The 22,261-nt window shown below is 43.7% G+C and carries 24 protein-coding genes; 3 read left to right on the top strand and 21 right to left on the bottom strand.

Going from position 1 to position 22,261, the window contains the following annotated elements; translation table 11 throughout:
* Positions 1-264: 264 nt before the first annotated feature.
* From LX69_RS15885 to nusB, 7 genes are all read right to left on the bottom strand, one after another.
* Positions 265-681, bottom strand: a complete 417-nt coding sequence (locus tag LX69_RS15885; protein ID WP_111447024.1) for a DUF5606 family protein — start codon at positions 679-681, stop codon at positions 265-267.
* Between the two features lie 234 nt (positions 682-915).
* Positions 916-1,647 (bottom strand): TerB family tellurite resistance protein, encoded by a 732-nt coding sequence (locus tag LX69_RS15890; protein ID WP_111447025.1) that lies wholly within the window; start codon positions 1,645-1,647, stop codon positions 916-918.
* Between the two features lie 126 nt (positions 1,648-1,773).
* Positions 1,774-2,373, bottom strand: coding sequence for a dephospho-CoA kinase (coaE, locus tag LX69_RS15895; RefSeq protein ID WP_111447026.1), 600 nt, complete (start codon positions 2,371-2,373; stop codon positions 1,774-1,776).
* Between the two features lie 132 nt (positions 2,374-2,505).
* Positions 2,506-3,498 (bottom strand): YbbR-like domain-containing protein, encoded by a 993-nt coding sequence (locus LX69_RS15900; RefSeq protein WP_146260772.1) that lies wholly within the window; start codon positions 3,496-3,498, stop codon positions 2,506-2,508.
* A 137-nt stretch (positions 3,499-3,635) separates the two neighbouring features.
* Positions 3,636-3,950: a preprotein translocase subunit YajC gene (yajC, locus tag LX69_RS15910; RefSeq protein WP_111447029.1), complete on the bottom strand. Its 315-nt coding sequence runs from the start codon at positions 3,948-3,950 to the stop codon at positions 3,636-3,638.
* Positions 3,951-3,978: 28 nt separating this feature from the next.
* A complete protein-coding gene (locus LX69_RS15915) occupies positions 3,979-4,380 on the bottom strand; it encodes a DUF1573 domain-containing protein (protein WP_170124434.1) in 402 nt (133 codons plus the stop codon).
* Positions 4,381-4,396: 16 nt separating this feature from the next.
* Positions 4,397-5,344: a transcription antitermination factor NusB gene (nusB, locus tag LX69_RS15920; RefSeq protein WP_111447031.1), complete on the bottom strand. Its 948-nt coding sequence runs from the start codon at positions 5,342-5,344 to the stop codon at positions 4,397-4,399.
* A gap of 570 nt (positions 5,345-5,914) precedes the next feature.
* Between nusB and LX69_RS15925 the strand changes: the two genes are divergently transcribed.
* Positions 5,915-6,274, top strand: a complete 360-nt coding sequence (locus tag LX69_RS15925; protein WP_111447032.1) for a DUF3276 family protein — start codon at positions 5,915-5,917, stop codon at positions 6,272-6,274.
* A 53-nt stretch (positions 6,275-6,327) separates the two neighbouring features.
* On the opposite strand, the gene LX69_RS15930 is transcribed toward LX69_RS15925, so the two are convergent.
* From LX69_RS15930 to LX69_RS15945, 4 genes are all read right to left on the bottom strand, one after another.
* Positions 6,328-7,092 (bottom strand): hypothetical protein, encoded by a 765-nt coding sequence (locus LX69_RS15930; protein WP_146260773.1) that lies wholly within the window; start codon positions 7,090-7,092, stop codon positions 6,328-6,330.
* 182 nt (positions 7,093-7,274) lie between these two features.
* Positions 7,275-8,750, bottom strand: coding sequence for an aminoacyl-histidine dipeptidase (locus tag LX69_RS15935; protein ID WP_111447034.1), 1,476 nt, complete (start codon positions 8,748-8,750; stop codon positions 7,275-7,277).
* Between the two features lie 103 nt (positions 8,751-8,853).
* Positions 8,854-9,729: a transglutaminase-like domain-containing protein gene (locus LX69_RS15940; protein ID WP_185741725.1), complete on the bottom strand. Its 876-nt coding sequence runs from the start codon at positions 9,727-9,729 to the stop codon at positions 8,854-8,856.
* A gap of 31 nt (positions 9,730-9,760) precedes the next feature.
* Positions 9,761-10,651, bottom strand: a complete 891-nt coding sequence (locus LX69_RS15945) for a nucleoside phosphorylase (protein WP_111447036.1) — start codon at positions 10,649-10,651, stop codon at positions 9,761-9,763.
* A 196-nt stretch (positions 10,652-10,847) separates the two neighbouring features.
* Here LX69_RS15945 and LX69_RS15950 point away from each other — a divergent pair, with 196 nt between their 5' ends.
* Positions 10,848-11,309, top strand: coding sequence for a DUF4293 domain-containing protein (locus LX69_RS15950; protein WP_170124435.1), 462 nt, complete (start codon positions 10,848-10,850; stop codon positions 11,307-11,309).
* Positions 11,310-11,393: 84 nt separating this feature from the next.
* Here the strand turns inward: LX69_RS15950 and gdhA are convergent, their stop codons facing one another.
* Positions 11,394-12,749 (bottom strand): NADP-specific glutamate dehydrogenase, encoded by a 1,356-nt coding sequence (gdhA, locus tag LX69_RS15955; RefSeq protein WP_111447038.1) that lies wholly within the window; start codon positions 12,747-12,749, stop codon positions 11,394-11,396.
* Positions 12,750-13,315: 566 nt separating this feature from the next.
* Between gdhA and LX69_RS15960 the strand changes: the two genes are divergently transcribed.
* On the top strand, positions 13,316-16,018 hold the full coding sequence (locus LX69_RS15960; protein ID WP_111447039.1) for a cation-translocating P-type ATPase: 2,703 nt from the start codon (positions 13,316-13,318) through the stop codon (positions 16,016-16,018).
* A 114-nt stretch (positions 16,019-16,132) separates the two neighbouring features.
* On the opposite strand, the gene arsB is transcribed toward LX69_RS15960, so the two are convergent.
* The 9 genes from arsB to LX69_RS16005 all read right to left on the bottom strand — a co-directional run bounded on the left by arsB (position 16,133) and on the right by LX69_RS16005 (position 21,381).
* Positions 16,133-17,179, bottom strand: coding sequence for an ACR3 family arsenite efflux transporter (arsB, locus tag LX69_RS15965; RefSeq protein ID WP_111447040.1), 1,047 nt, complete (start codon positions 17,177-17,179; stop codon positions 16,133-16,135).
* Between the two features lie 34 nt (positions 17,180-17,213).
* Positions 17,214-17,669 carry a C-GCAxxG-C-C family protein gene (locus LX69_RS15970; protein WP_170124436.1) on the bottom strand — a complete coding sequence of 152 codons (456 nt, stop codon included), beginning with the start codon at positions 17,667-17,669 and terminating at the stop codon, positions 17,214-17,216.
* A gap of 63 nt (positions 17,670-17,732) precedes the next feature.
* Positions 17,733-18,161: an arsenate reductase ArsC gene (locus LX69_RS15975; RefSeq protein WP_111447042.1), complete on the bottom strand. Its 429-nt coding sequence runs from the start codon at positions 18,159-18,161 to the stop codon at positions 17,733-17,735.
* A 119-nt stretch (positions 18,162-18,280) separates the two neighbouring features.
* Positions 18,281-18,568, bottom strand: coding sequence for an iron-sulfur cluster assembly accessory protein (locus LX69_RS15980; RefSeq protein ID WP_111447043.1), 288 nt, complete (start codon positions 18,566-18,568; stop codon positions 18,281-18,283).
* Positions 18,569-18,573: 5 nt separating this feature from the next.
* Entirely contained in the window at positions 18,574-19,617 is a 1,044-nt protein-coding gene (locus LX69_RS15985) for a permease (RefSeq protein ID WP_111447044.1), read from the bottom strand.
* Positions 19,618-19,628: 11 nt separating this feature from the next.
* A complete protein-coding gene (locus LX69_RS15990; protein WP_111447045.1) occupies positions 19,629-20,330 on the bottom strand; it encodes an aromatic aminobenezylarsenical efflux permease ArsG family transporter in 702 nt (233 codons plus the stop codon).
* 6 nt (positions 20,331-20,336) lie between these two features.
* Positions 20,337-20,768, bottom strand: coding sequence for a nitrophenyl compound nitroreductase subunit ArsF family protein (locus tag LX69_RS15995; protein ID WP_146260774.1), 432 nt, complete (start codon positions 20,766-20,768; stop codon positions 20,337-20,339).
* A 20-nt stretch (positions 20,769-20,788) separates the two neighbouring features.
* Positions 20,789-21,025, bottom strand: a complete 237-nt coding sequence (locus LX69_RS16000; RefSeq protein ID WP_111447047.1) for a thioredoxin family protein — start codon at positions 21,023-21,025, stop codon at positions 20,789-20,791.
* Positions 21,026-21,075: 50 nt separating this feature from the next.
* Positions 21,076-21,381 carry an ArsR/SmtB family transcription factor gene (locus tag LX69_RS16005; protein WP_111447048.1) on the bottom strand — a complete coding sequence of 102 codons (306 nt, stop codon included), beginning with the start codon at positions 21,379-21,381 and terminating at the stop codon, positions 21,076-21,078.
* Between the last annotated feature and the right edge of the window lie 880 nt (positions 21,382-22,261).

The following is a 22,261-nucleotide window of genomic DNA, read 5'->3' on the forward strand; positions in this document are numbered from 1 at the left end:
ACCGTTTTTGCGGCTGCAAAGATAAAGGATTTATTTTCTAACTTCCAAATCTTTTTTCAAAGTTTTTTCGGTCGGCGTTTTTCGGTGTTTTGTCACCTTATTCGGCCTTTTCATCATCCCTTGTCGGCAGGCTTCCCGTTGAAAGCGGGTGCAAAATAAGGGTGTTCTTCTGAGAATTCCTAGCATTGATGGTTTTATTTTTTCAACCAATCAATCCCTACCAATCCAATCGCTTCACACACAAATCAAAAGCGATGAAAAAAATTACGCTTCAGTATTATCTTCAACTTCTTCGGCAATTGAGAAGTCAAGCATCTGTTTTTGAACAAGAAGATTATACCATGATATAATTTTCTTAATATCAGATACATAAACACGCTCCTTGTCATATTCAGGCAACACCTGTTCAAAGTAGGCCTTCAATTGATCATTTGAAGATTTAGCATCAATTGCCTCTCCATTGTTTTCTTTATCAGCAATGCGTTTAAACACAACAGCCAATTTCATATCCCCATCTTCGGTATAAACAGAAATATCTTCGAGGGCACTGATACGAGAGGATGCGTGAGCCGGCATGCGTTTTCCATCAACAAGCGACTCAACAATAATGGCATTTTTAGCTTGAGAAATCACTTTAAACAAGCCTCCTTGACCGCTGATAGCCAATATTTCTTTTAACATATTATTAAAGTTTAATTTGCAGCAAAAATAAACCTTTTCATCAAACAAGAAAACGAAAAATCACGCCTAGCATCACTTGAATGTGTCTTCCGAAATGTTTTCCCCACAAAATGAAACAATTAAAAGATATCGGAACAAAAAATTCCATCCATAGGCATGAACGACATGCATGGTGCAAGCATGCATCATAACGAGGCCTCCCCTCTCCTATACAAAAGAATTAAAAGAACCGCATCACTTCAGCCCCCTCGCTTTTTTGATTTTTTCAAAGGCCTCGTTCACTCGCTGGAACTTTTCATTAGCCGATTTTTTAAAATCCTCGCCCAAATGCTCCACTTTATCGGGATGAAAACGAACAGCCATCGCACGATAGGCCTTCTTCACATCATCATCGGAAGCATTTTCCGCAATTTCGAGAACTTTATAAGCAGCTTGGACATCATCGACATACATATTCTCCAGGCTACCCAAATCAGCTTCGGAGATACCCAGATCAAAAGCAATCTGACGTATGAGCATCAATTCATCACGACTGAGAACACCATCGGCCATTCCCAAGCCGACCAACAAATGCAACAATTGCAAACGAGAAGCATAATCCAGGTTGATGCGCACCTGCAAACAAATATCACGCACTGGAATTTCCTGCTTAAGGATGTCGCGCAACATCAGCAAAGCTTCCTGTGCTTTGTCAGCGCCAAGCGTTCGCACAAGATATCTTTTCACAAACTCAAGTTCGGAATGCACCACCTTGCCATCGGCTTTCATCACTGCTCCCATCAACACGAGCAGTGATGCCACAAACCCACCAACCGACTGCCGTGATTGATCATCCCGATCGGTCAGAACAGAAGCAGTAGAGGACTCCTGAGCCACATGGCCAATAATCAATCCGATGATAATACCCAAGGGGCCCCCCATCCACCACCCTAAAGTGGCACCTATTAATGAACCTAAAAAACCCATCTTACAATCCCTTTAATCACATTACACTTATTGAATTTCAAGCCTTTATGCAAATACAACTACAGATAAGACAAATCGGTTCGCAGATATTTGTTAATAAATGGAAGCGCGTACATTGAGTGACAATTAAAACGATCTGTCCACCTCACCAATCAATGATTGATAAACATTAAGAACCTGAGGAATCACCAATTGTGTTTCATCACAATGAATCACAAACTGTGACTTACCGATTTTTAATTCATCTGACCACTGATTTTGCATTCGTGCCCTGACCTGACCTTCGGACAATGTATCCCGTTTCATCACACGCTGCAAACGCAAATCAATCGGAGCCGTCACCGTAATCACACAATCGACCTGAACATTCGCCCCACTCTCAAACAAAATAGCAGCTTCTTTCATCACAAATGGATACTGTTGAAATGCAGCACTCCAATAAACAAAATCATTGGCCACCACCGGATGAATAATCTGATTGAGAGCCTGTAGCAACAACCTGTCATGAAAAGCCTTTTGCCCAATCCAGGTACGATTGTACTCTCCATTCATGTATGCATCAGGCCCTAATAAGGCATTCACTTTTTGTTGAATACCGGCATGGTGGTTACACAACCAACGAGCTCGATCATCAGCTCGATAAACAGGTACCCCCAACATTTCAAAAATGCGACAAACAGTGGATTTCCCACTCCCTATCCCCCCGGTAATTCCTACAATCTTCATCGCGATAGCACTCTTGAATTCAACCTATAATACTTAAAAATTGACAGCAACACCATAAAACCATATCAATGAGCACCTTAATTCACCAACAAAGAACATTCGTCAATAAAAATTCGACAGCATACTTCCCTTTCATTCACTTCGCTCAATTAAATAGTCGACAAACAAAGGAAAATAATCGACAGAATAAACAAAATCGGGCGCTCCTTCAAGCTTCACTTTCAAACGAACCTGGTTGCCGGAATCAAAACCGGCAGCATCAACAACAGCAAGAAAATGCTGGCTACTAACCGATTCGAACCGACTAATGCCAACGCGATACGACACCCGAACCTCAGCCGGGAAGGTCTTAATCACCATTTTATCAGCAACACCGCGCACCACAATGGGGACATCCACAGCCGCTTCGGTGAAAGCTTCAACAGGAACCATGACATTGACATTGTTATTAGACAACATTACGTTAGGCATTTGCACCAAAGACACACTTTGACGAATTGTATCAGCAATCTGCTCAAACCGACGATATTCGGTATTTACGGCATTTAATGTATCAACCAAATATTCAGGCCCAGTCACACTCACCGAATCGGGCATAAATTGTACCTCACCGGTTTGATTATATTGCGATACAAAAGTGATGTCACCTTTAAAACGAACCGGCACTTTGCGAGTCATCTTATCATAGAAACTAATATAAATAGTATCAGGAGTCATTTCAACCAATTCAATATCACTAGAAAGCTGATCGGAAAGACGATGGGTGTAATCACGCGTAACCAAGTAAGCCCCTTTGAGAGTACCGTCAAACACACGACGCATTTTGGTAACATCAAAAGCATAAGGATAGAGTTGCTCAGCCCAATGATACCGAAGCAAAGAGAATCCCGTTCCGCGAATCTTCAAATCAATTGATGCCGGGACTTCACTCGAAACCACCTTATCGGAAGGAAGATTAATAAAAAGAACCGGGTACGAAATGGTTGACACATATTCACTACGCAATGCATTGATCAACCAAAATCCGGAAGAAAGCATTAAAAACACAATAAAAACAACCACACGCCTGTCCTCACCAGACAAACGCAAAATCAACAGCCATATCCGCCGCAAAGTGGTCATCAAAGCCAATAAATTAGTGAAATTTATAAAAAATAACGACTTCGATATTCCAATGCCATTTCATCATTGCCGCCGTTAATGCAAAGAAATAAAAAAAGGCTGACACAGAGGTCAGCCTTCATGAAATATCGTCAAAACAATTAACGTTTCACAGCATCGGCCATGTCCATAACCACGGCTGACTTATCCACTTTAACCTTCACGTTGTCAGCGATTTCAATCACGATGGCATCGTCTTTCACCTCGCTCACAACCCCATAAATACCTCCGGTTGTGATAATTTTATCACCTTTTTTCAGCGCTTCGCGGAATTTGCGCAACTCCTTTTGGCGTTTCATCTGGGGACGAATCATAAAGAAATAAAACACCACGATGATTAACACAAAGGGTAAAAAAGTTTGCAACATGCTTCCCTGTGAAGCAGCTTGAGCATCCAATAACACAAATAAATTCATAAATACAGTTTTAGATGATTGATATATTTTACTTAATTCTTGCCGTAAAAAGGAGCTCTAAAGGAGCTTCGGTTGCATTGCTATAAACTAGCACTTGTTTGGACTGCAGCCCCTGACGTCCGCGAGTATCGAACAACACATCAATACGCCCGGAATCACCAGGTGCTACCGGCTCATTTGGCCACTTAACCGACGTGCAGCCACAACCGGCTTTTACATGAGTGATGAGCAGTGGACCATGTCCGTCGTTACGCGCCCAATAAACCACGCCAACCTCCTCACCTTCTGAAACGTCACCAAAATCATGTGACTGTTGCGAAAAAGTAATGACCGGTTTTCCCTGAATTTCGCCCAATTGATTCACCGATGGTTTGGATTGACAAGCCGTCAGGAACAACAGAATGCCCAGGAAATAAAAAACAGTTGGCATGAATCTCGATTCTAGACTATTCAGCAGCAACATTTAGCACTGATTTAAATAGTTTATTGTCCTTTTGCAGTTGTTCAACCACTTTATCGAGCACCCCATTGATAAAGACCCCACTTTTTGCTGTCGAATAATGTTTGGCCAGCTCAATGTATTCATTGAGCGTCACCTTAACTGGGATATTGGTGAATTCAAAAATCTCAGAAAGAGCGATTTGCATCAATACAATATCAAGGAAAGCCACACGTTCCAAATCCCAGTTTTTGGTATGAGCATCAATAAGCTTTCGGAATTCGGCCTGATTGAGAATTGCCTTTCGGAAAAGCGTTTTGACAAACTCACGGTCATCGGGATCTTTAAATTCAGGCAATAATGTTTGTTCCTCGCCCAGGTCGTCACGATATTCTTTAAGAGTTTTAATCACCATGCTAACCACAAATTCAGCCTCATCGTTCCAGTAAATCCCTTGCTCCTCAAAGTGTACATACAAAGGTTCAAAAGGAGCAATCACTTTTTCGACAAGTTTGACCAAAAACTTTCGATCAGTCTCATAATCAGATTCAGGCAATGCCATGTAATCGATATAAATTTGAGACTGACGAATTTCGGTAAACAACTGACGAATCAGCTCAGGATGATCGACCCAGGAAATATGAGTTGCCTCGATGTAACGTAACAAAGAACGATTACCCCCAAGAAAATCGAGCAATTTATTATCAATAAAACGGGTGTTGGGATTAAGATCTTCCGGTGAAGGAATCCGCTTTTGACGATTCAAATCAATGCGTTTCTCCTCATGCAAACGCAATTCAAGCAGCAGCAAGAGATAAATGTGATAGAGTTCATAGGATTTGGAAATGCTGTGAAACAATTCCTTTTCGGCCTGCTGCAGGGAAGTATCACCCTGATTATAATAGGCATAGACCATTTGCATCACCTTTACCCGAAGTAATCGTCTGCTTAACATGTAGAAGAGCTTTTTTATTTGAATGCAAAAATAGGTCTTTTTTCGTGGCCAACAATCATTTTTATTAAAAAAAATACTCCCGGCTACGTGGCTCGTTTCTTGACAACGATGCCTTGAAACGAGCCAAGTTTAACGCTTCGACACACAGGAAGATGATTATTAAAAGTCACTGCCTTGTATCTTGATACATATGTCTCAATACTTTTTTAAACACATAAAATGAGCCACCTCTCTCACACCGAAAAAACGCAGATGGGCGAAGCCAATGACTATTGGAGTGTTCCATGGGACCATTGAAAAACAAATGGTAGGCAGATTGAGGAAATGAAACGAGTCGAACAAAAAATGTTTTTCAACATAAAAAAACCACTTCATTCCCCGCCATCAAAGCGCACACAAAACACTAACAACCTGATAACAAACACATTTCGCCACAAAAACAATCAGACCACTAACGCAGAAAAGCAATGCAAACATGTAAATTAATGTGAAAATGGGTTTGATTTTTTGAAAAATAAACTGCAAATTTGGTTTAAATATTTACATAAACTGATTTAACCCTAATCAACAATGGAAAGATTTGAACAACATGCAGGAATCAGACAGACAGAAAAAGAAGAAATCTATTCCAAACAAGTCCGGGCCGGAAAAAGAACTTATTTTTTTGACGTAAAAAAAACGCGCCAGGGAGAACTATACCTAACCGTCACCGAAAGCAAGCGTCGACACGACAACGATGGCAGCATGTACTATGAAAAACACAAAATCTTTTTGTACAAAGAAGATTTTGAAAAATTTCTAAATGGATTAGATGACGTGATCAATTTCATAGACGAAAGCTCACCCATGACAGTCGAAGACGGTAGTCTGCAAGAGGTGATTAATGGAGCTGATTTTTCGGCCATTGAATTTGACAATTTACAACCATGAAAAAAGAAAGCCGGTAAAACCGGCTTTCTTTTTTTATAACAGTACGCTAAAGGTCAATTTAAATTCACATCCAAAGTCTCTTCTCCTTCCGTTTCAGGATTAATGCTCTCGTTAATGGCCTTGAGGATTTCTTTATTTGACAAGCGCTTCACATTGGTCACCATAAAGGATGGGAAAAGGAAATCGCCCAACTCATTGCAATTATTTATTACTGCGCTAAGAAAATCCTTTACGGACTCGCGCAAAGGAATTAAGATGGAAGCAGTGGCGTAAATGGGGGAAAACTTCACCTCTTCAACTTCTGCCTGATATTTCTTGGCAAAAAAATCCAGCTCACCACTCAGCAACGATTGCTGCACAGCAGAAAAAGGCTCACCATTTCGGGTCACAAAAACCACAAAATAGCGCAATTTGTTTTTCCTCCCCCCCAGTCCTGTCGAAATAAACACAGGACTTTTATCCATAAGCACAGAATGAATGAGCATCCGGCTCTCCTGTAATGCCAACACAGCCCATGCCTTCAACTCCTTATCGGGACTTTGCATATATTGCTCAATGGTTCTGAAAGCTTCAACCTTATTCACCGAAGCCAACTGTGCCAACAATTTCTTCTTGTCCTTAACAGGAATGGATTCGTCAAACAAATTATTCTTCACGGCTAACACGCCATCGGCATCCAAATCCTTTTTGGCTTTCACCGACACTCTGAAATATTTCATTTGAAGATTCACATCGATGGTTTCTTCCAAAATGGAAACATTATCGGGATCCTCTTCAATCATCCGCTTCAGCTTATCAAACATCAATCCGTATTCCATGGTGGCCATATTAGATTTACAAAAATAACTAAAAACCCACATTATTAAAACCAACGAACGTTAACATTGGTTCAACAAATCGTCAGCTTAATGATGGAACATCAATTATCGTGCCTTAATAATGCAAATTTCAACTCGTAATTGGCATGAATAACAAACTTCAAATAACTCGACCATCTCTATCAATGAACCATATTGACCAAGAATTGCCAGAACTTTAATACCGACGGGATATGCAAGCGCTCATCGGGGGAATGCACACCCCGCAAGGTCGGGCCAAAGGAAATCATGTCAAGAGCAGGGAACTTTTCGAGAAAAAGGCCACATTCAAGTCCGGCATGAATGGCTCTGACGCGCGGTTGTACGCCAAAGCACTGTTGATAGCGCTCCCGTGCCATTTTCAACAAAGGGGAATCGAGATTGGGAGTCCATCCGGGATAACCGTCGGAATGAGCAACCTGCGCACCGGCTAACACAAAAACACTCTCAACCATGGCTCCCACGTAATGTTTGGCACTCTCCACCGACGAACGCTGACTGGTTGTCACCACCACCTGCTGTTCTGTCATCTTTACCGACGCCAGATTGGTCGATGTCTCAACCAATCCCTCCATGGATTTGCTCATTTCAATAACCCCATGAGGCACAGCCATCAGAGCGCGCAACAATCGATGTTGCATATCGATGGGCCAAAGTTGCGAGGGCAAATCGGTCGATTCGAGGTGAAACCTCATACCTGGCTCCACATCCGAAAACTCCTGCTCCATTTCATGTATAAACAGATTAAAAGCCACACGCACAGGTTCCTTTTGTTTCATGGGAACCACAGCCAAGGCATAAGCCTCACGAGGAATGGCATTGCGCAGATTTCCGCCCTCAAGGGCGACCAATCGCATGCCTAACTCCTGCTGAATATGAAAAAGAAAACGAGCCATTAACTTGTTGGCATTGGCTAACCCGCGATGAATGTCATCACCCGAATGCCCTCCCTTTAATCCGGAGATTCGCACCTCGAAGGGAAAATATCCCTGAGGCATTGGTTCTAATTCCAAGGGAAAAACAGCCACCGTATCCATCCCTCCGGCACAACCGATGAAAATTTCCCCTTCATCTTCCGAGTCGAGATTAATAAGCGAAGAGCCTGAAAAAAAACCGGTCTGCAAGGCTGCAGCACCAGTCAATCCCGTCTCTTCATCGACCGTAAAAAGACACTGTAACGGGGCATGCGTGATGTTATTGGAAGCCAGCAAAGCAAGTTGGGCAGCCATCCCAATCCCATCATCAGCTCCCAGGGTAGTTCCGGAAGCTTTGACCCATTCACCATCAATAATTGGAGTAATGGCATCGTGCTCGAACCGATGCGGACTGGAGCTATTCTTTTCGCAAACCATGTCCATGTGCGATTGAAGCACAACCACGGGTAAGTGCTCACATCCGGGCATCGCCGGCTTGGATATCAAAACATTACCAGCCTCATCAGTTTTGGCATCAAGACCTCTCTGATTTGCAAAAGCAAGTAGATATTGACGGATTTTTTCCTCATGTTTTGAGGGGCGTGGAATTTGACATATCTCCGAAAAATATTGCCATACAGGCAATACTGAAACATCCCCGTGACTAAATACAGAGGAAGATTGAAGCGATTGTAAAAAACTCATGAGCACGATTAAATGAAGAAACTATTAACAATAGAAATGAGACACTCAAAGCCCATCGTTATTATCTCGAAATCAGACAAAAAAATGAGATACAAGAAAAAAATCAATAGAAATTACTAAAAAGAGACATCAACTCAGAAATCTCACGCACTTTTTGCAACTCATTATTGGTTTCGTAAGCGAAAATCAAATTATTGAGCATGCGCTTCACAATTTCTTCATTGCTCTTACATGGCAAAAAATAGGACGTCTGGGGTTGAATTTTTTGCTGTTTGAGGAAAAACTCGATTTCCTTACGCCCTAGCACGGCACCCTTGTTCACAGGATTGACATAAAAGAGCACATCGCCCTCGGTAATGGCACGTGAAGCCAACTCACCTGAATCGAGATAAGCAACAATAAAATTTTTGGGCAAATTAACCCCGTAAACCGGCAACCCTAAACGTTGGCACACCACCACATAGATGACCGATAAAGCAACGGGGTTCCCTTTTTTTGTCAGCAATACCTCACTGATGTAGTTGTTTTCGGCCGCCATAATGTTGATGTTGTTACGAGTAAACTTGTAAACATCAAACATGATGTGGTTAATGGCTTTCACTTTTTCGAGAGCCGAAAGATGCTCGCTGAGTTCAAACCAAATATCTTTACGTATTTCATTGACCTGATTCTCAACCCAACTGTATTGCAACGAAGGAAACTGATATCGCGAGATAAGATAAGCCCCATAAAGCAGGTCATCGGCACCGGAATCAATCCAACGAGCCAGTTCGAACTTGACATAGCGAAACTGCAGTTGATGGATGATATTTTCGAGGCGCGACTGAAACAATTCCATACGCGAACGCTCCCAGGCTGCTTCCAGGTGGGGGATCACGTCAATGGTTTGGCGTAGTAATTCACTTTCAACCTGCATAAACACTTCATCGTTAGGATCGTCCAGCAAAGTGATTAAAGCCTGAATTCTCGAGAGTTCCATGCGGATAGTTTTGGTTAAAAAGGCAACAAGGTTACATCACAGGTGAAGAGGTCAATCGATTAATAACCGTTGCGGCTAATTTTTCAACGACCGGGTGATAATCTTCACTGTAGGTTCCGGCAAGGCGATTGGCAATAATGGCACACACGGTCACTGCCTGATGCCCCATCAAAGCTGCAAGGCCATAAATGGCCGAACATTCCATTTCATAATTGGTCACCCTCAGCTGCCCATGACGAAAGGAAGTAATTTTTTCGTTGATATCCGGATCGTTGAGCGGCAAGCGAATGACCCGCCCCTGAGGCCCGTAAAAGCCGGGGGCAGAAATGGTCACACCGGGAACCATTTCGGGCACCATCAGCTTGTTGAGTAATTGCTCAGAGGCATTGACCACATAAGGCTTGGCTAAACGAGGCGCCCAATTGAGATGCGACGTGAAAGCGGCTTCAAACTCCAAATCCATCACACGTTGAGAATTACCGTAAAAATTGAGCAACCCGTCAAAACCAATGGCTTGGGTACTGATCAACCAACTATCGACAGGAATATCTCTTTGTAACGAACCGGAAGTGCCGATTCGAACCAACTGCAGGGATTGACGCGTGGCTTTAACGGAGCGGGAATCAAAATCGACATTCACCAAAGCATCAAGCTCGTTGAGCACAATATCAATGTTGTCGGTTCCGATTCCGGTGGCAACGACCGACAGGCGTTTACCGTTGACCACACCTGTTTTTGAATAAAACTCCCGGTTCTTACGAGTGAGTTCGACACGATCGAACATCCCGCCAATCAGATCGACACGGCCGGGATCACCCACTAGAATCACAGTGTCGGCAATGTCACCGGGTTTGAGATGTAAATGAAACACACTCCCATCGGGATTGATAATCAGCTCAGAGGCTTCGATATAATTACTCATAAACGGATGAAAAATAGCTTAAAAAACATTGACTAAAATGAAGCGGTACAATTGATAAATAATTGAACCAACATCAAGGAAAAATCAGAATAAATAAACGAAAAAAAGCCGACCTGAAAAACAAAAAAAGAGAATGAACAGGAGGAATTCGAAAAACAAAGGGTTTTTTATAGATTTGCGAAAAAATAAAAGCATTATGATACAACGAAAACAAACGATCTACCTCTTCATTTCAGCAATATTGACAGGCGTATTATTGATGAGCCGCTATGCTGATTTTGCATCCCCGACAGGAAATTTCTATTTAGATTTCAGGGGTATATGGCAACACACCGGAGAAACCTCCACACTTGAAATTGGCGCATACCCGCTTATGATTTTAGTAAGTTTGAGCACATTGATGAGTTTAGTGACAATATTTTTATTTAAAAACCGCCCGTTGCAAATCCGATTGTGCGGGATGAATGCCGTGCTGATGGCCGGCATCACCGGATTTATTTTTTACTATGGCCACACAGCCGCAAAAGCACTGGAAGCCGTTGTCAGCTATGGATGGACGGTGGTGTTCCCAATAATCGGCATTGTAATGACCATTTTGGCATTGATTGCCATTGGGAAAGATGAGGCGTTGATTCGAACCATGAACCGAATTCGATAAAGCAACCGCTATCAAACAAAACGAAAGACCTGCCGGAACAAATCCGACAGGTCTTTTTTTGTCAATTCAATCAATGGGAAAAACTTATACAATCCCTTGAGCCATCATGGCGTTGGCAACTTTGATGAAACCGCTGATGTTAGCACCTTTCACGTAGTTTACGAAATCGCCTTCCTGACCATATTTCACACAAGCAGCGTGAATATTTTTCATGATAGATTGCAATTTCTGATCAACTTCTTCGCGAGTCCAGGTCATGCGCATAGAGTTTTGCGACATCTCCAAACCGGAAGTGGCCACACCACCGGCATTGGCAGCTTTACCTGGACCGTAAAGAATTTTATTATCAAGGAATACCTTAATCGCTTCGGGAGTAGAAGGCATGTTGGCACCTTCGGCCACACAGATACAGCCGTTGTTAACCAATGTTTGAGCCTCTTCGCCGTTGAGTTCGTTTTGAGTAGCACAAGGCAGCGCAATGTCACACTTGATGCTCCAAGGACGCTTACCTTCGTAATAAGTCGCTTCGGGATATTTCTCAACATACTCACGAATACGGCCACGGATCGCATTTTTAAGAATCATCACGTACTCCAGTTTCTCGGGTGTGATGCCTTTGGGATCGTGAATAAAGCCACTTGAGTCAGACAAGGTCACCACAATACCGCCCATTTGAGTTACTTTTTCAACGGCATACTGAGCAACGTTACCAGAACCACTGATACAAACGGTTTTACCTTTAAAGCTGTCGCCACGAGTTTTCAACATTTCAGCAGCAAAATAAGTAGTACCATAACCAGTTGCCTCAGGACGCAACGGGCTCCCCCCCCACTCAGGACCTTTACCTGTGAAAGTACCGGTATAAGCATTCACCAAACGCTTGTACTGGCCATAAATGAAACCGATTTCGCGACCACCCACACCGATGTCACCAGCAGGAACGTCGGTGTCGGGACCAACGTGACGGTAAAGTTCAGTCACAAACGACTGACAAAAACGCATCACTTCCTGGTCACTTTTACCTTTTGGATTGAAGTCAGAACCACCTTTACCACCACCCATCGGGAGTGAAGTCAAGCTGTTTTTCAACACCTGCTCAAAAGCCAAAAACTTAAGGATACCTTGGTTCACAGAAGCATGAAAACGCAAACCACCTTTGTAAGGGCCAATAGCGCTGCTCATTTGAACGCGATAACCGCGGTTAATCTGAACTTCACCCTTATCGTCTACCCAGGGCACACGGAAAGAAATTAAACGCTCAGGCTCAGTCATACGCTCAAGAATCTTGTTCTTCATCAGAGCAGGGTTCTCTAGGATAAACGGAGCCAAACTTTCCACCACTTCGTGAACAGCCTGGTGGAATTCAGGCTCATTTGGGTTACGGGCTACAACCATAGCCATGAAATCTTCAATGTAGCGTGCAACTTTTGTCGAATCCATTTTTTATCGTGTTTTTTAGTTTTAAACTGGTTGCAAATATAATGAATCGCTCAACAAAACAAATCTAACACACATAATTACAATGTATTACAAATAAAGCACCAAATAGCTACAATTAAAAACATTTAAAGGGTGTTTAAAAACTGATTGTTTCAGAACGACCAAATAAAACATCAAATTATAAAACTAAAAGCAAAAGGTCAATCAAAAAAAATCAAAAAAAAAACAATCCAAAGCATCCAAAAGGCAACATTTTATCATGAATGCCCCAAAACAGATATCATTTCATCATTCACAGACATAAAAAATCAAAACAGATCATTCTTATCCAGCACCTCACCAATAAACACATACACAACTAATAAACAGCACAATAACATGATTACACGATAAAAAAAAGACCATTCAAATAAAAAACAACAGCTATCAAATTTCAAAACAAAGCAGAAAGAAAGTGACAAAGCCATTTATATAACCACTAAAACATTACAAATAAATAGGGTCGAAATAGATCGCAACATCATCGGAAGATTATTATTTTAGCACAAACTTATATCGACACAATAATGACAACAACCACTCAAGAATGGCATTGTTTACCACCTGAAGAAGTGTGTAAACAACTGGCATGTGAAGCATCCACAGGCTTAACAGAACAAGAAGTCCAAGAAAGACAGGCAGCCTACGGCAAAAACATCATAGCGCCCGGCAAACGAAAAAGTGCCTTAATCCGTTTGCTTCTCCAATTTCACAATCCACTCATTTACATCCTGCTGTTTTCGGCATCCGTTGCCTTACTCATGGGTAGCGTGGTCGATTCATCCATTATATATGGCGTGGTGCTAATTAATGCCATCATTGGTTTTATTCAGGAAGACAAAGCAGAAAAAGCCATCAGCTCGTTGTCCGGTTCTTTAGTAACCAATGCGACAGTGATTCGCAACGGAGAAACACTGGTGGTAGATGCCCGCGAACTGGTTCCGGGTGATTTGGTATTACTGGCTTCTGGCGCAAAGGTTCCGGCCGACATGCGATTAATCAAATCACGTGACCTGCAAACGGTTGAAGGTGTGCTCACGGGCGAAAGTGCCCCGGTAGAGAAACAAGCTGACCAGATAAAGGAGAAACAAACCGGATTGGCCGACCGCACCAACATGGTGTATGCCAGCACACTGGTGACTTACGGACAAGCAACCGGCATTGTGGTAGCCACTGGCGACCAAACCGAGGTGGGAAAAATATCTCAAATGCTCAACCAGGCCGAATCACTTGAAACACCACTCACCATAAAATTTCAGGAATTCAGCAAAGCCATCACATACGTGATTATTGGCTTTGCTGTTTTAGCCATCGCCATTGGTTACTTCCGCGAAGGTACTCTGTCACAACAGTCGCTATTACAAAGCATTGCCCTGGCCGTGGGGGCCATCCCCGAAGGTCTGCCCGCTGCCATTACCATCACACTGGCCATTGGCGTTTCGCGCATGGCACTCCGGAGAGTTATCATCCGCAAACTACCCGCGGTGGAAACCCTGGGCAGCACCACCGTGATTTGTTCCGACAAGACCGGGACGCTCACCAAAAACCAAATGACGGTGAAACACATTTATACCGGCGGGGTAATGTACGATGTGGACGGAACGGGATATGCGCCACAGGGGGATTTCAAACGGGGGAATGAGACCGTCACCCCCAATGACATTGTGCCACTGAATGAATGCCTGGTGGCGGGACTGCTGTGCAACGACAGCCAATTGGTGAATGCCGACGGGGTGTATGACATCCAGGGAGACCCGACAGAAGGAGCCTTAATTGTATCAGCACACAAAGCAGGCATGACCTATGCCAAGCAAGCTGCCGTCATGCCACGTTTGGATGCCATCCCCTTTGAATCGCAACACCAGTACATGGCATCGCTGCATCAGTCAGAAAAAGAAAGGATTATATACATCAAAGGCTCCATTGAAGCGTTGCTTCAGCGCAGCAACCACATGCTCACCTCTACCGGCGAAGAAGTGGCCATTGACAAACAAGCCATTATTGATGCCGCCGCATCACTCTCTCGCAAAGGCATTCGCGTATTAACCATTGCTCGCAAGAAAATGGACAGCGACACCAGCCGCCTGGATCACCATCACCTGGAAACCGGATTGTGCATTATTGGCTTACAAGGAATGATTGACCCGCCGCGCCCCGAAGTCATCGAAAGCGTGGCCTACTGCAAAGGGGCCGGCATTGACGTAAAAATGATTACAGGCGATCATGTTTTGACGGCAGTGGCCATCGGTCAACAAATCGGCTTATTAGATGCCACCCTGCCCGAAGGCGTTATGACGCACCTGAGTGGTAAAGAGCTGGAAGAGATGGACGATGCCACTCTGATGCAAAACCTGCCAACCCTGAAAGTTTTTGCCCGAGTTACCCCCGAACAAAAACTACGCCTGGTGAAACTACTGCAAAGCCAGCGCCACATTGTGGCCATGACGGGAGATGGAGTTAACGACTCACCGGCACTCAAGCAAGCCAATATTGGCGTGGCCATGGGCATCACCGGCACCGACGTATCGAAAGAGGCTGCCGACATTGTGCTGACTGACGATAACTTTGCCTCCATTTACGCAGCGGTAGAAGAAGGACGAGCAGTGTACGACAATTTGATAAAAATCATCATGTGGACCCTGCCAACCAATATCGGCATTGGTCTCATCATTCTGGCAGCTGTGTTCATGAACATTGAACTACCCATTCTGCCCAGTCAAATCCTGTGGATTAACATGACCATGGCTGGGGTCTTAGGACTCACCCTTGCCTTTGAACCACGTCTGGCAGGCATCATGAATCGCCCCCCGCGCGACAGTGAATCTCCCATTTTATCAGGCACCATCATTTGGCGCACTGCGTTTGTTGGAACTCTGATGACCCTTGCAGCCTTTGTGCTTTATCAGTACCTCATCCACACTGCAGGAGAAACCATAGAAGTGGCTCGCACAGTTGTGGTGAACACCATTGTCGCCATTGGGGTATTTTACTTATTTAGCTGCCGATCAATGGGAAGCGCCTTCAAACATTTAAGCATGAAAACCAACCGAATGTTACTCCCGGGTATTGTCATCATGATTGGATTACAACTGTTCATCACCTACACTCCTTTCATGAACCATATTTTTCACACTTCCGGCGTGAGTTTTCAATGGAACATCATTACACTGGGAACTGCTTTCGTGTCGTTCCTAACAATAGAATTTTATAAAATATTTGAAAAGAAATAATCCCCCCTTTCAATCAACAAAAAAGGATGCTCCACGATGGAACATCCTTTTTTGTTTTGATCTATTCAAAACCATTGCAGAACCACAAGAAGCATAGCACCCAATGGTTTATCTCTAACGATTGACAAAATATCCCCGGGTTCGGTTGGCAATTTTTACCAAGGCGAGCATCACGGGCACCTCCACCAACACGCCCACCACGGTGGCAAGCGTAGCACCCGAATTGAGCCCGAACAACACAATAGCAACTGCCACGGCCAACTCAAAAAAGTTGCTGGCACCAATCATGGCGGCCGGCGCGGCTATGTTGTGAGGCAATTTCCATTTGTATGCCCACCCGTAAGCGATAAAGAAAATCAGAAACGTTTGGATGATGAGCGGAACCGCAATGAGGGCGATATTGAAAGGGCTTTGCAATATTTTATCGCCCTGAAATGCGAAAATAATCACCAAGGTCAACAACAAGCCAATGATGGTGATGCTGTGAAATTTTTTGATGAAGACATTTTCCAAATAATCCACCCCTTTGTGAGCGATGATGGAACGGCGCGTGATCATGGCCAATGCCAATGGGATCACTACAAATAGCACCACTGAGAGCACCAGCGTGTCCCAAGGGATTGAAATGCCGCCAATGCCCAACAAGAAGCTGGCCAAAGGAATGAATGCCACAATGATAATCAAATCGTTAATGGCCACTTGCACCAGCGTGTAAGCGGGGTTCCCTTTGGTGAGATGGCTCCAAACGAACACCATGGCAGTACAAGGGGCAACCCCTAATAATACTGCACCGGCCACATATTCGGTGGCCAAATTGGCAGGAATCCAAGCACTGAAAAGGTAGTGGAAAAACAACCAAGCGATGCCAAACATGGTAAATGGTTTAATAAACCAGTTGACCACTAACGTCACCGTGAGGCCTTTGGGCATTTTCACGGCATTCACCACGGAAGTGAAATCTATTTTGAGCATCATGGGGTAAATCATGATCCAAATTAACACGGCAATGGGCAAAGAGACATTGGCGTATTCAAACTTTTCGAGGGTCGCAGGGACATCAGGCAACAGTTTGCCGACGGCAATACCGGCCACAATGCAGATGGCTACCCACAAAGTGAGGTAACGTTCAAAGAACGAGATACCTTCGAGTTTTTTTGTCATACATCAAATTGCTAAATTTTTAAAATCATTGGCTTCAAAACACCATCAATTCATCCTCCACAATACACAAAGCAATATCCACCGCATCAGCAACATACCTTGGGCATGAAGAATTAAATAAGTTCAACCGATTAATCTCGTCAATCCCAACAGGAGAGTTCATGTCAAGACCATGAAGCAAATCACGGCAGACAATGCTTTGATGTTTCGCCATAAAAGCAGTTACAAAATCGGTTGTTTTGCGATAAGTAAGCAATTTACATGCGTCATCATCGTGCTCTCCCTTACCATATTTTAAGCCCAATGCCATCAGGGCTCCGGTCACAGCCCCGCAGGTCAATTGCTGTCGAGCCATACCTGCTCCAAAAGCACAAGCCACTTTCAGGCATTGCTCCTGAGGCAATCCCAAATCGGGACCCAAAACTGCCAACACCGACTGGGAGCAGTTAAACCCCTTAGAAAACAATTCAACTGCCAGATCCTTTTTCATCCCCATTATTCAGTTTTTACGAATTAAACCCCTCAGTCACAGAGCCTCCTTACATGAAAACAATTAAGAAAGTTGAGGTTTGATTTGTTCGATGTAGAGTTTATAGAAACCGTCTTTGATTTGGTCACGCACGCGATGGAATTCGCTTTTGATAAATTCGTCGGTGCCCGTGGCGTGTGAAGGGTCATCGAAGCCCATGTGCAAACGGTGCTTAACCTTACCTAAGAAAGCCGGGCATACTTCGTTGGCGCCACCACAAACGGTGATTACGTAGTCCCATTCCTGATCGAGATACTGCTCGACCTGATCGGAGGTGTGATTCGAGATATCGATGCCAATCTCTTTCATGGCAGCCACAGCGCCGGCGTTGAGTTTACCGGCAGCTTGGGTTCCGGCCGAACATACAGTGATGCGAGAATCGAACGATTGTAAAAAACCATGTGCCATTTGGCTTCGGCAACTGTTGCCTGTGCAAAGAATGAGTACTTTCATTTTATATAAACTTTAATTATTCTTCAAAATTCCACACAAAAAAACATCCATAACTCAATCAATATCTACGTCATACCACAAAACAGAACATTGAGAAGCATTGAAGTGACACATCAATGTTACCGACAACATCTACCGGCCGGAAACAACAAGTCAAACCTAAACCCATTGGCATTATAATCGAGCGTGTAGCCCGAAATGGCATCGGCCGATTGACAGTCGATATAAACAGCCAAGCCCTCTACCGATATTACCCAATCGTTGGCATCTGCCCGCCGGGCAACGACCACCGTGGGTTGGGGTGCACCACATCCCGACACGGCCGACACGCGAATGCACCCTTCCGGAAGAGTTGATTCCCTGAGCAATATTTGCAACGCTTTTAAAGCATTTTTTGAAATATCCATCTGATTTACAGAATAAGATTGAATAAATAACCCAAAACGATAATAAAAACGGTAATAGTTCCAAAGAAGATGCCAATCAGTTTCCATGTCATCACCTTCTTGAGTAAAGTGGCTTCGGGCAACGACAAGCCTACCACGGCCATCATAAATGCCAGCGCTGTTCCCATGGGCACTCCTTTGGCCACAAACACCTGAATGACGGGCACAATACCGGCAGCATTGGCATACATGGGTACTGCCAGAATCACAGCCATAGGCACGGCGTACCATTTATCGCTCGATAAATACTGGGTAAAGAAGTTTTCGGGTACGTAACCATGCATGGCCGCACCAATGGCAATGCCAATGATGACATACAACAACACTTTTTTCACAATGTTCCACCCTTCGGTGATGATGATGGGCAAACGGTCGACAAACGGTGTGTGTTCGGCTTCCCATTGTTCGTCTGCACGTTCAGTATTGGTTTGGATGGCTTTAACCCAATCGGAGAGATAGCGGTCGAGTTTGAGCTTGCCTAAAACGAAGCCGCCAACCATCCCCAACGCAATGCCACTCACTGCATAAACCAGCGTGGCTTTAACACCAAAAAATCCCAGAAACATGGCCACAGCCACCTCGTTGACCAGCGGCGAGGTGATGAGAAAGGCAAACGTCACACCCAGCGGAATACCCCCATTCACAAACCCAATAAACAGCGGAATAGACGAGCACGAGCAAAACGGCGTTACCGCACCAAAAAAGGAGGCAAAGAAATACTGGAGGCCATAGAGTTTTTTAGTGGTTAAAAACACACGCAGCCGCTCAACGGGAAAGTAAACGTTGACCACTCCCATCAACGAACTGATGAGAAACAGCAGGATGAGGATTTTGACCGTGTCGTAAAAAAAGAAATTGATGGATGCACCTAAGTGAGAGTCTGGCTTAAGGCCAAACAAATCGTAAGTCAACAAATTGACCAATGGTTGTAGATAGATGTATAACAACACCAATGCGGGTAAAACGACTGCAATGGAAACCAACAGTTTTGTATGTTTCTGAATAAGCATGTTATCTCCTTTTATAAGACAAAGAAAATCACCACATAATAAATGCCCACGGCAATGAAAAGCACCGCCACCACACGTCGAAACCAAATCTCAAAGGTTTTGATGCGATGATAGAGTTTCCCAACATTGCTCACGGCATAAGCCAGCACCCAGGCAAAAACCAGTACCGGCAAACCGGTGGCAATGGCAAACAACACTGGCAAATACAATCCGTTTACACCGACCACGGTCATTGGCATGAGCATCCCAAAATAAAGGACGCCACTGTATGGACAAAATGCCAGCGCAAACACCACCCCCAAAAGAAATGTGCTCCAATAACTGTGACGGCTCTTCTCGCCCAATCTTCCGGTGAGACCTGAAAAACCGGGGAAATTGATTTTTATCAGGTCGAGCATAAATAGGCCTATGACAATGAGCAATGGCCCCAAAAGTTTCTCGCCCCATCCTTGAAAAAGCATGGCCACATTCATCTGGTCAGCACCCAAATACAAGACCAATGCCAAGGCTGTATAACTGAATGTACGTCCGAGGGTGTAAATCACGCCATTGCGAAACACCCGCCGGCGGTCGTCCAGATCGCGACTAATAAAACCAATGGCCGAAATATTGGTAGCCAAAGGACAGGGACTGATGGCCGTCATCAGTCCCAATACAATGGCCGTAACAAACGAATATTGCGTATTTTCAAGCACACTCTGTAAAAACTCCATACGACTTTATTTAGATGTCAACAATGGGTCGATGGCTTTTTTAATTTCCTGCTTCAGCTTGTCGGGGTTGTTCACGGCATACATAAAGCCCTGTGATGTGAGGTCAATGCGTTTGTCGCCTGCCATCACCAGCAACCCCTGACCGGCCGCTTTGCATTTCTGTGCAACAGCTTTACTGCCTTCGTCGTCCAAGTTGATACTTGTAAAAGTAATGGCACCGTTTTTAAGCTGCTCAGGATAAAGCAACTGCAAGGCATTTTTAGTTTCCGACTCCACGGCATTGCAGGTCATGCAACGACGGGTAAAATGAAAATAATAAACCTCAATTTTTGAATCAACAGCCACAGCCGACTCCTTTTTCTGACCATTTTGAGCGGTACACGAAAAGCTGCCCATTACCAAGAGCATCACCATTGTCATTGAAAAGAACTTTTTCATAACTACTTGCAAGTTTAGAATTAATACTTACTCAACACCTGTTTGATTTCATCAGCCGAAGGCACCCGCCCTTTGATTTCGACCTTTTCGTTGACCACCAAAGCCGGTGTGGCCATCACGTTGTACTTCATAATGTCCATGATGTCGTCAACCTTGGTGATGGTTGCTTCAAAACCGTTCTGCTCCACCACCTCGCGCGTGATTTTTTCGAGATTCTTACACTTGGGGCAACCGGTGCCCAGAATTTTGATTTCCATAAGTTGTTGTTTTTATTTCGGGAAAACCCGAAAGGGATTTGTAAATTTTTTTAGCGTTTAAAAAATTCGGCAAAAAGCAATTTGGCTTCTTCCCACTTCTCTCTATTGATGCAATATTTAATGTAAGGCGGATTTATTTCGCCCTGTATCAAGCCGGCTTTTTTCAGTTCCTTCAGGTGTTCCGAAAGGGTCGATCGGGCAATGGGCAGCTCTTCGGCCATATCGCCACTGTAACAACACTTATGGAGGTTATTGGCCAGATAGTCGAGGATAAACACACGAGCCGGATGGGACAACGCCTTGGCATATCGGGCAAATTTCTCCTGCTCAAGGGTGTAAACTTGTTTATTGTTCATGTTTAGTATTTCGTAGAAAGACGAAACAAATGTATGAATAAAAATCATCTCAGAGAATGAACTTCAAAAAAATCTGAAACTACACACTCATAGATTGTTTCAAATTCAATTGTATTCTTTCTATTCCCCAATATTGTGATGAAATAAACAAAGTAGTGGCATGAAGAAATATAATGCTGAACTAAAGAGTTTTAACCACGAATTAAACGAATTATGCGAATTGAGAAAAAGCTTTGCTGTTTCCATGACTTGCATTCGCAAGTCCATAATTCGTTAGATCAACATAATTCGTGGTTTCATTTCTTTCTAATGTATGGTAGATCATGTGTTTTAGCATACATGCTTTATCATCACAACATTGGAGAATAGCGTGATTGTATTTGAATACGGTCATTGATGGTCAACATCTCAACAAACATCGGGCATCATGCACCATCAACCATGGGTCTTATTCACACCAACGCCGTACCATTTTCGATACCGCTTCGACTCCGGGTCGAAGCGGTATCGAAGCGGAGTCGAAGAACAGTCGAAGCAGTCCCGAAGCAGACCCGAAGAAAGGGCGAAGCAGACCCGAAAAAACTCATTTTAATCCCCCCATGCGGGCTAAAAAACTGACTCTCTCTTTGCATAACACTGATGCTGTGCCTATTCAAAGGATTTCTTCATGACGGTAATATTACTGTCATTTTCTATTCAAAAGATGCCATTTACATTTGTAACACCTCTCACGAGCGCATAAGTTAAATGCCCTCAAAAATTAACCATTGACTATCAGAAAATAATTTAACCCATTTTGCAGCTATCCTAAAGCCAGCGCCTGTATTTCAATGAATTGTTCATTTTCGAGTTCGGATTTGTGTACTACAGATTTTCGCTT

Origin of the sequence: Breznakibacter xylanolyticus (assembly GCF_003254275.1) — a bacterium.
In the GTDB taxonomy this organism is placed as follows: domain Bacteria; phylum Bacteroidota; class Bacteroidia; order Bacteroidales; family Marinilabiliaceae; genus Breznakibacter; species Breznakibacter xylanolyticus.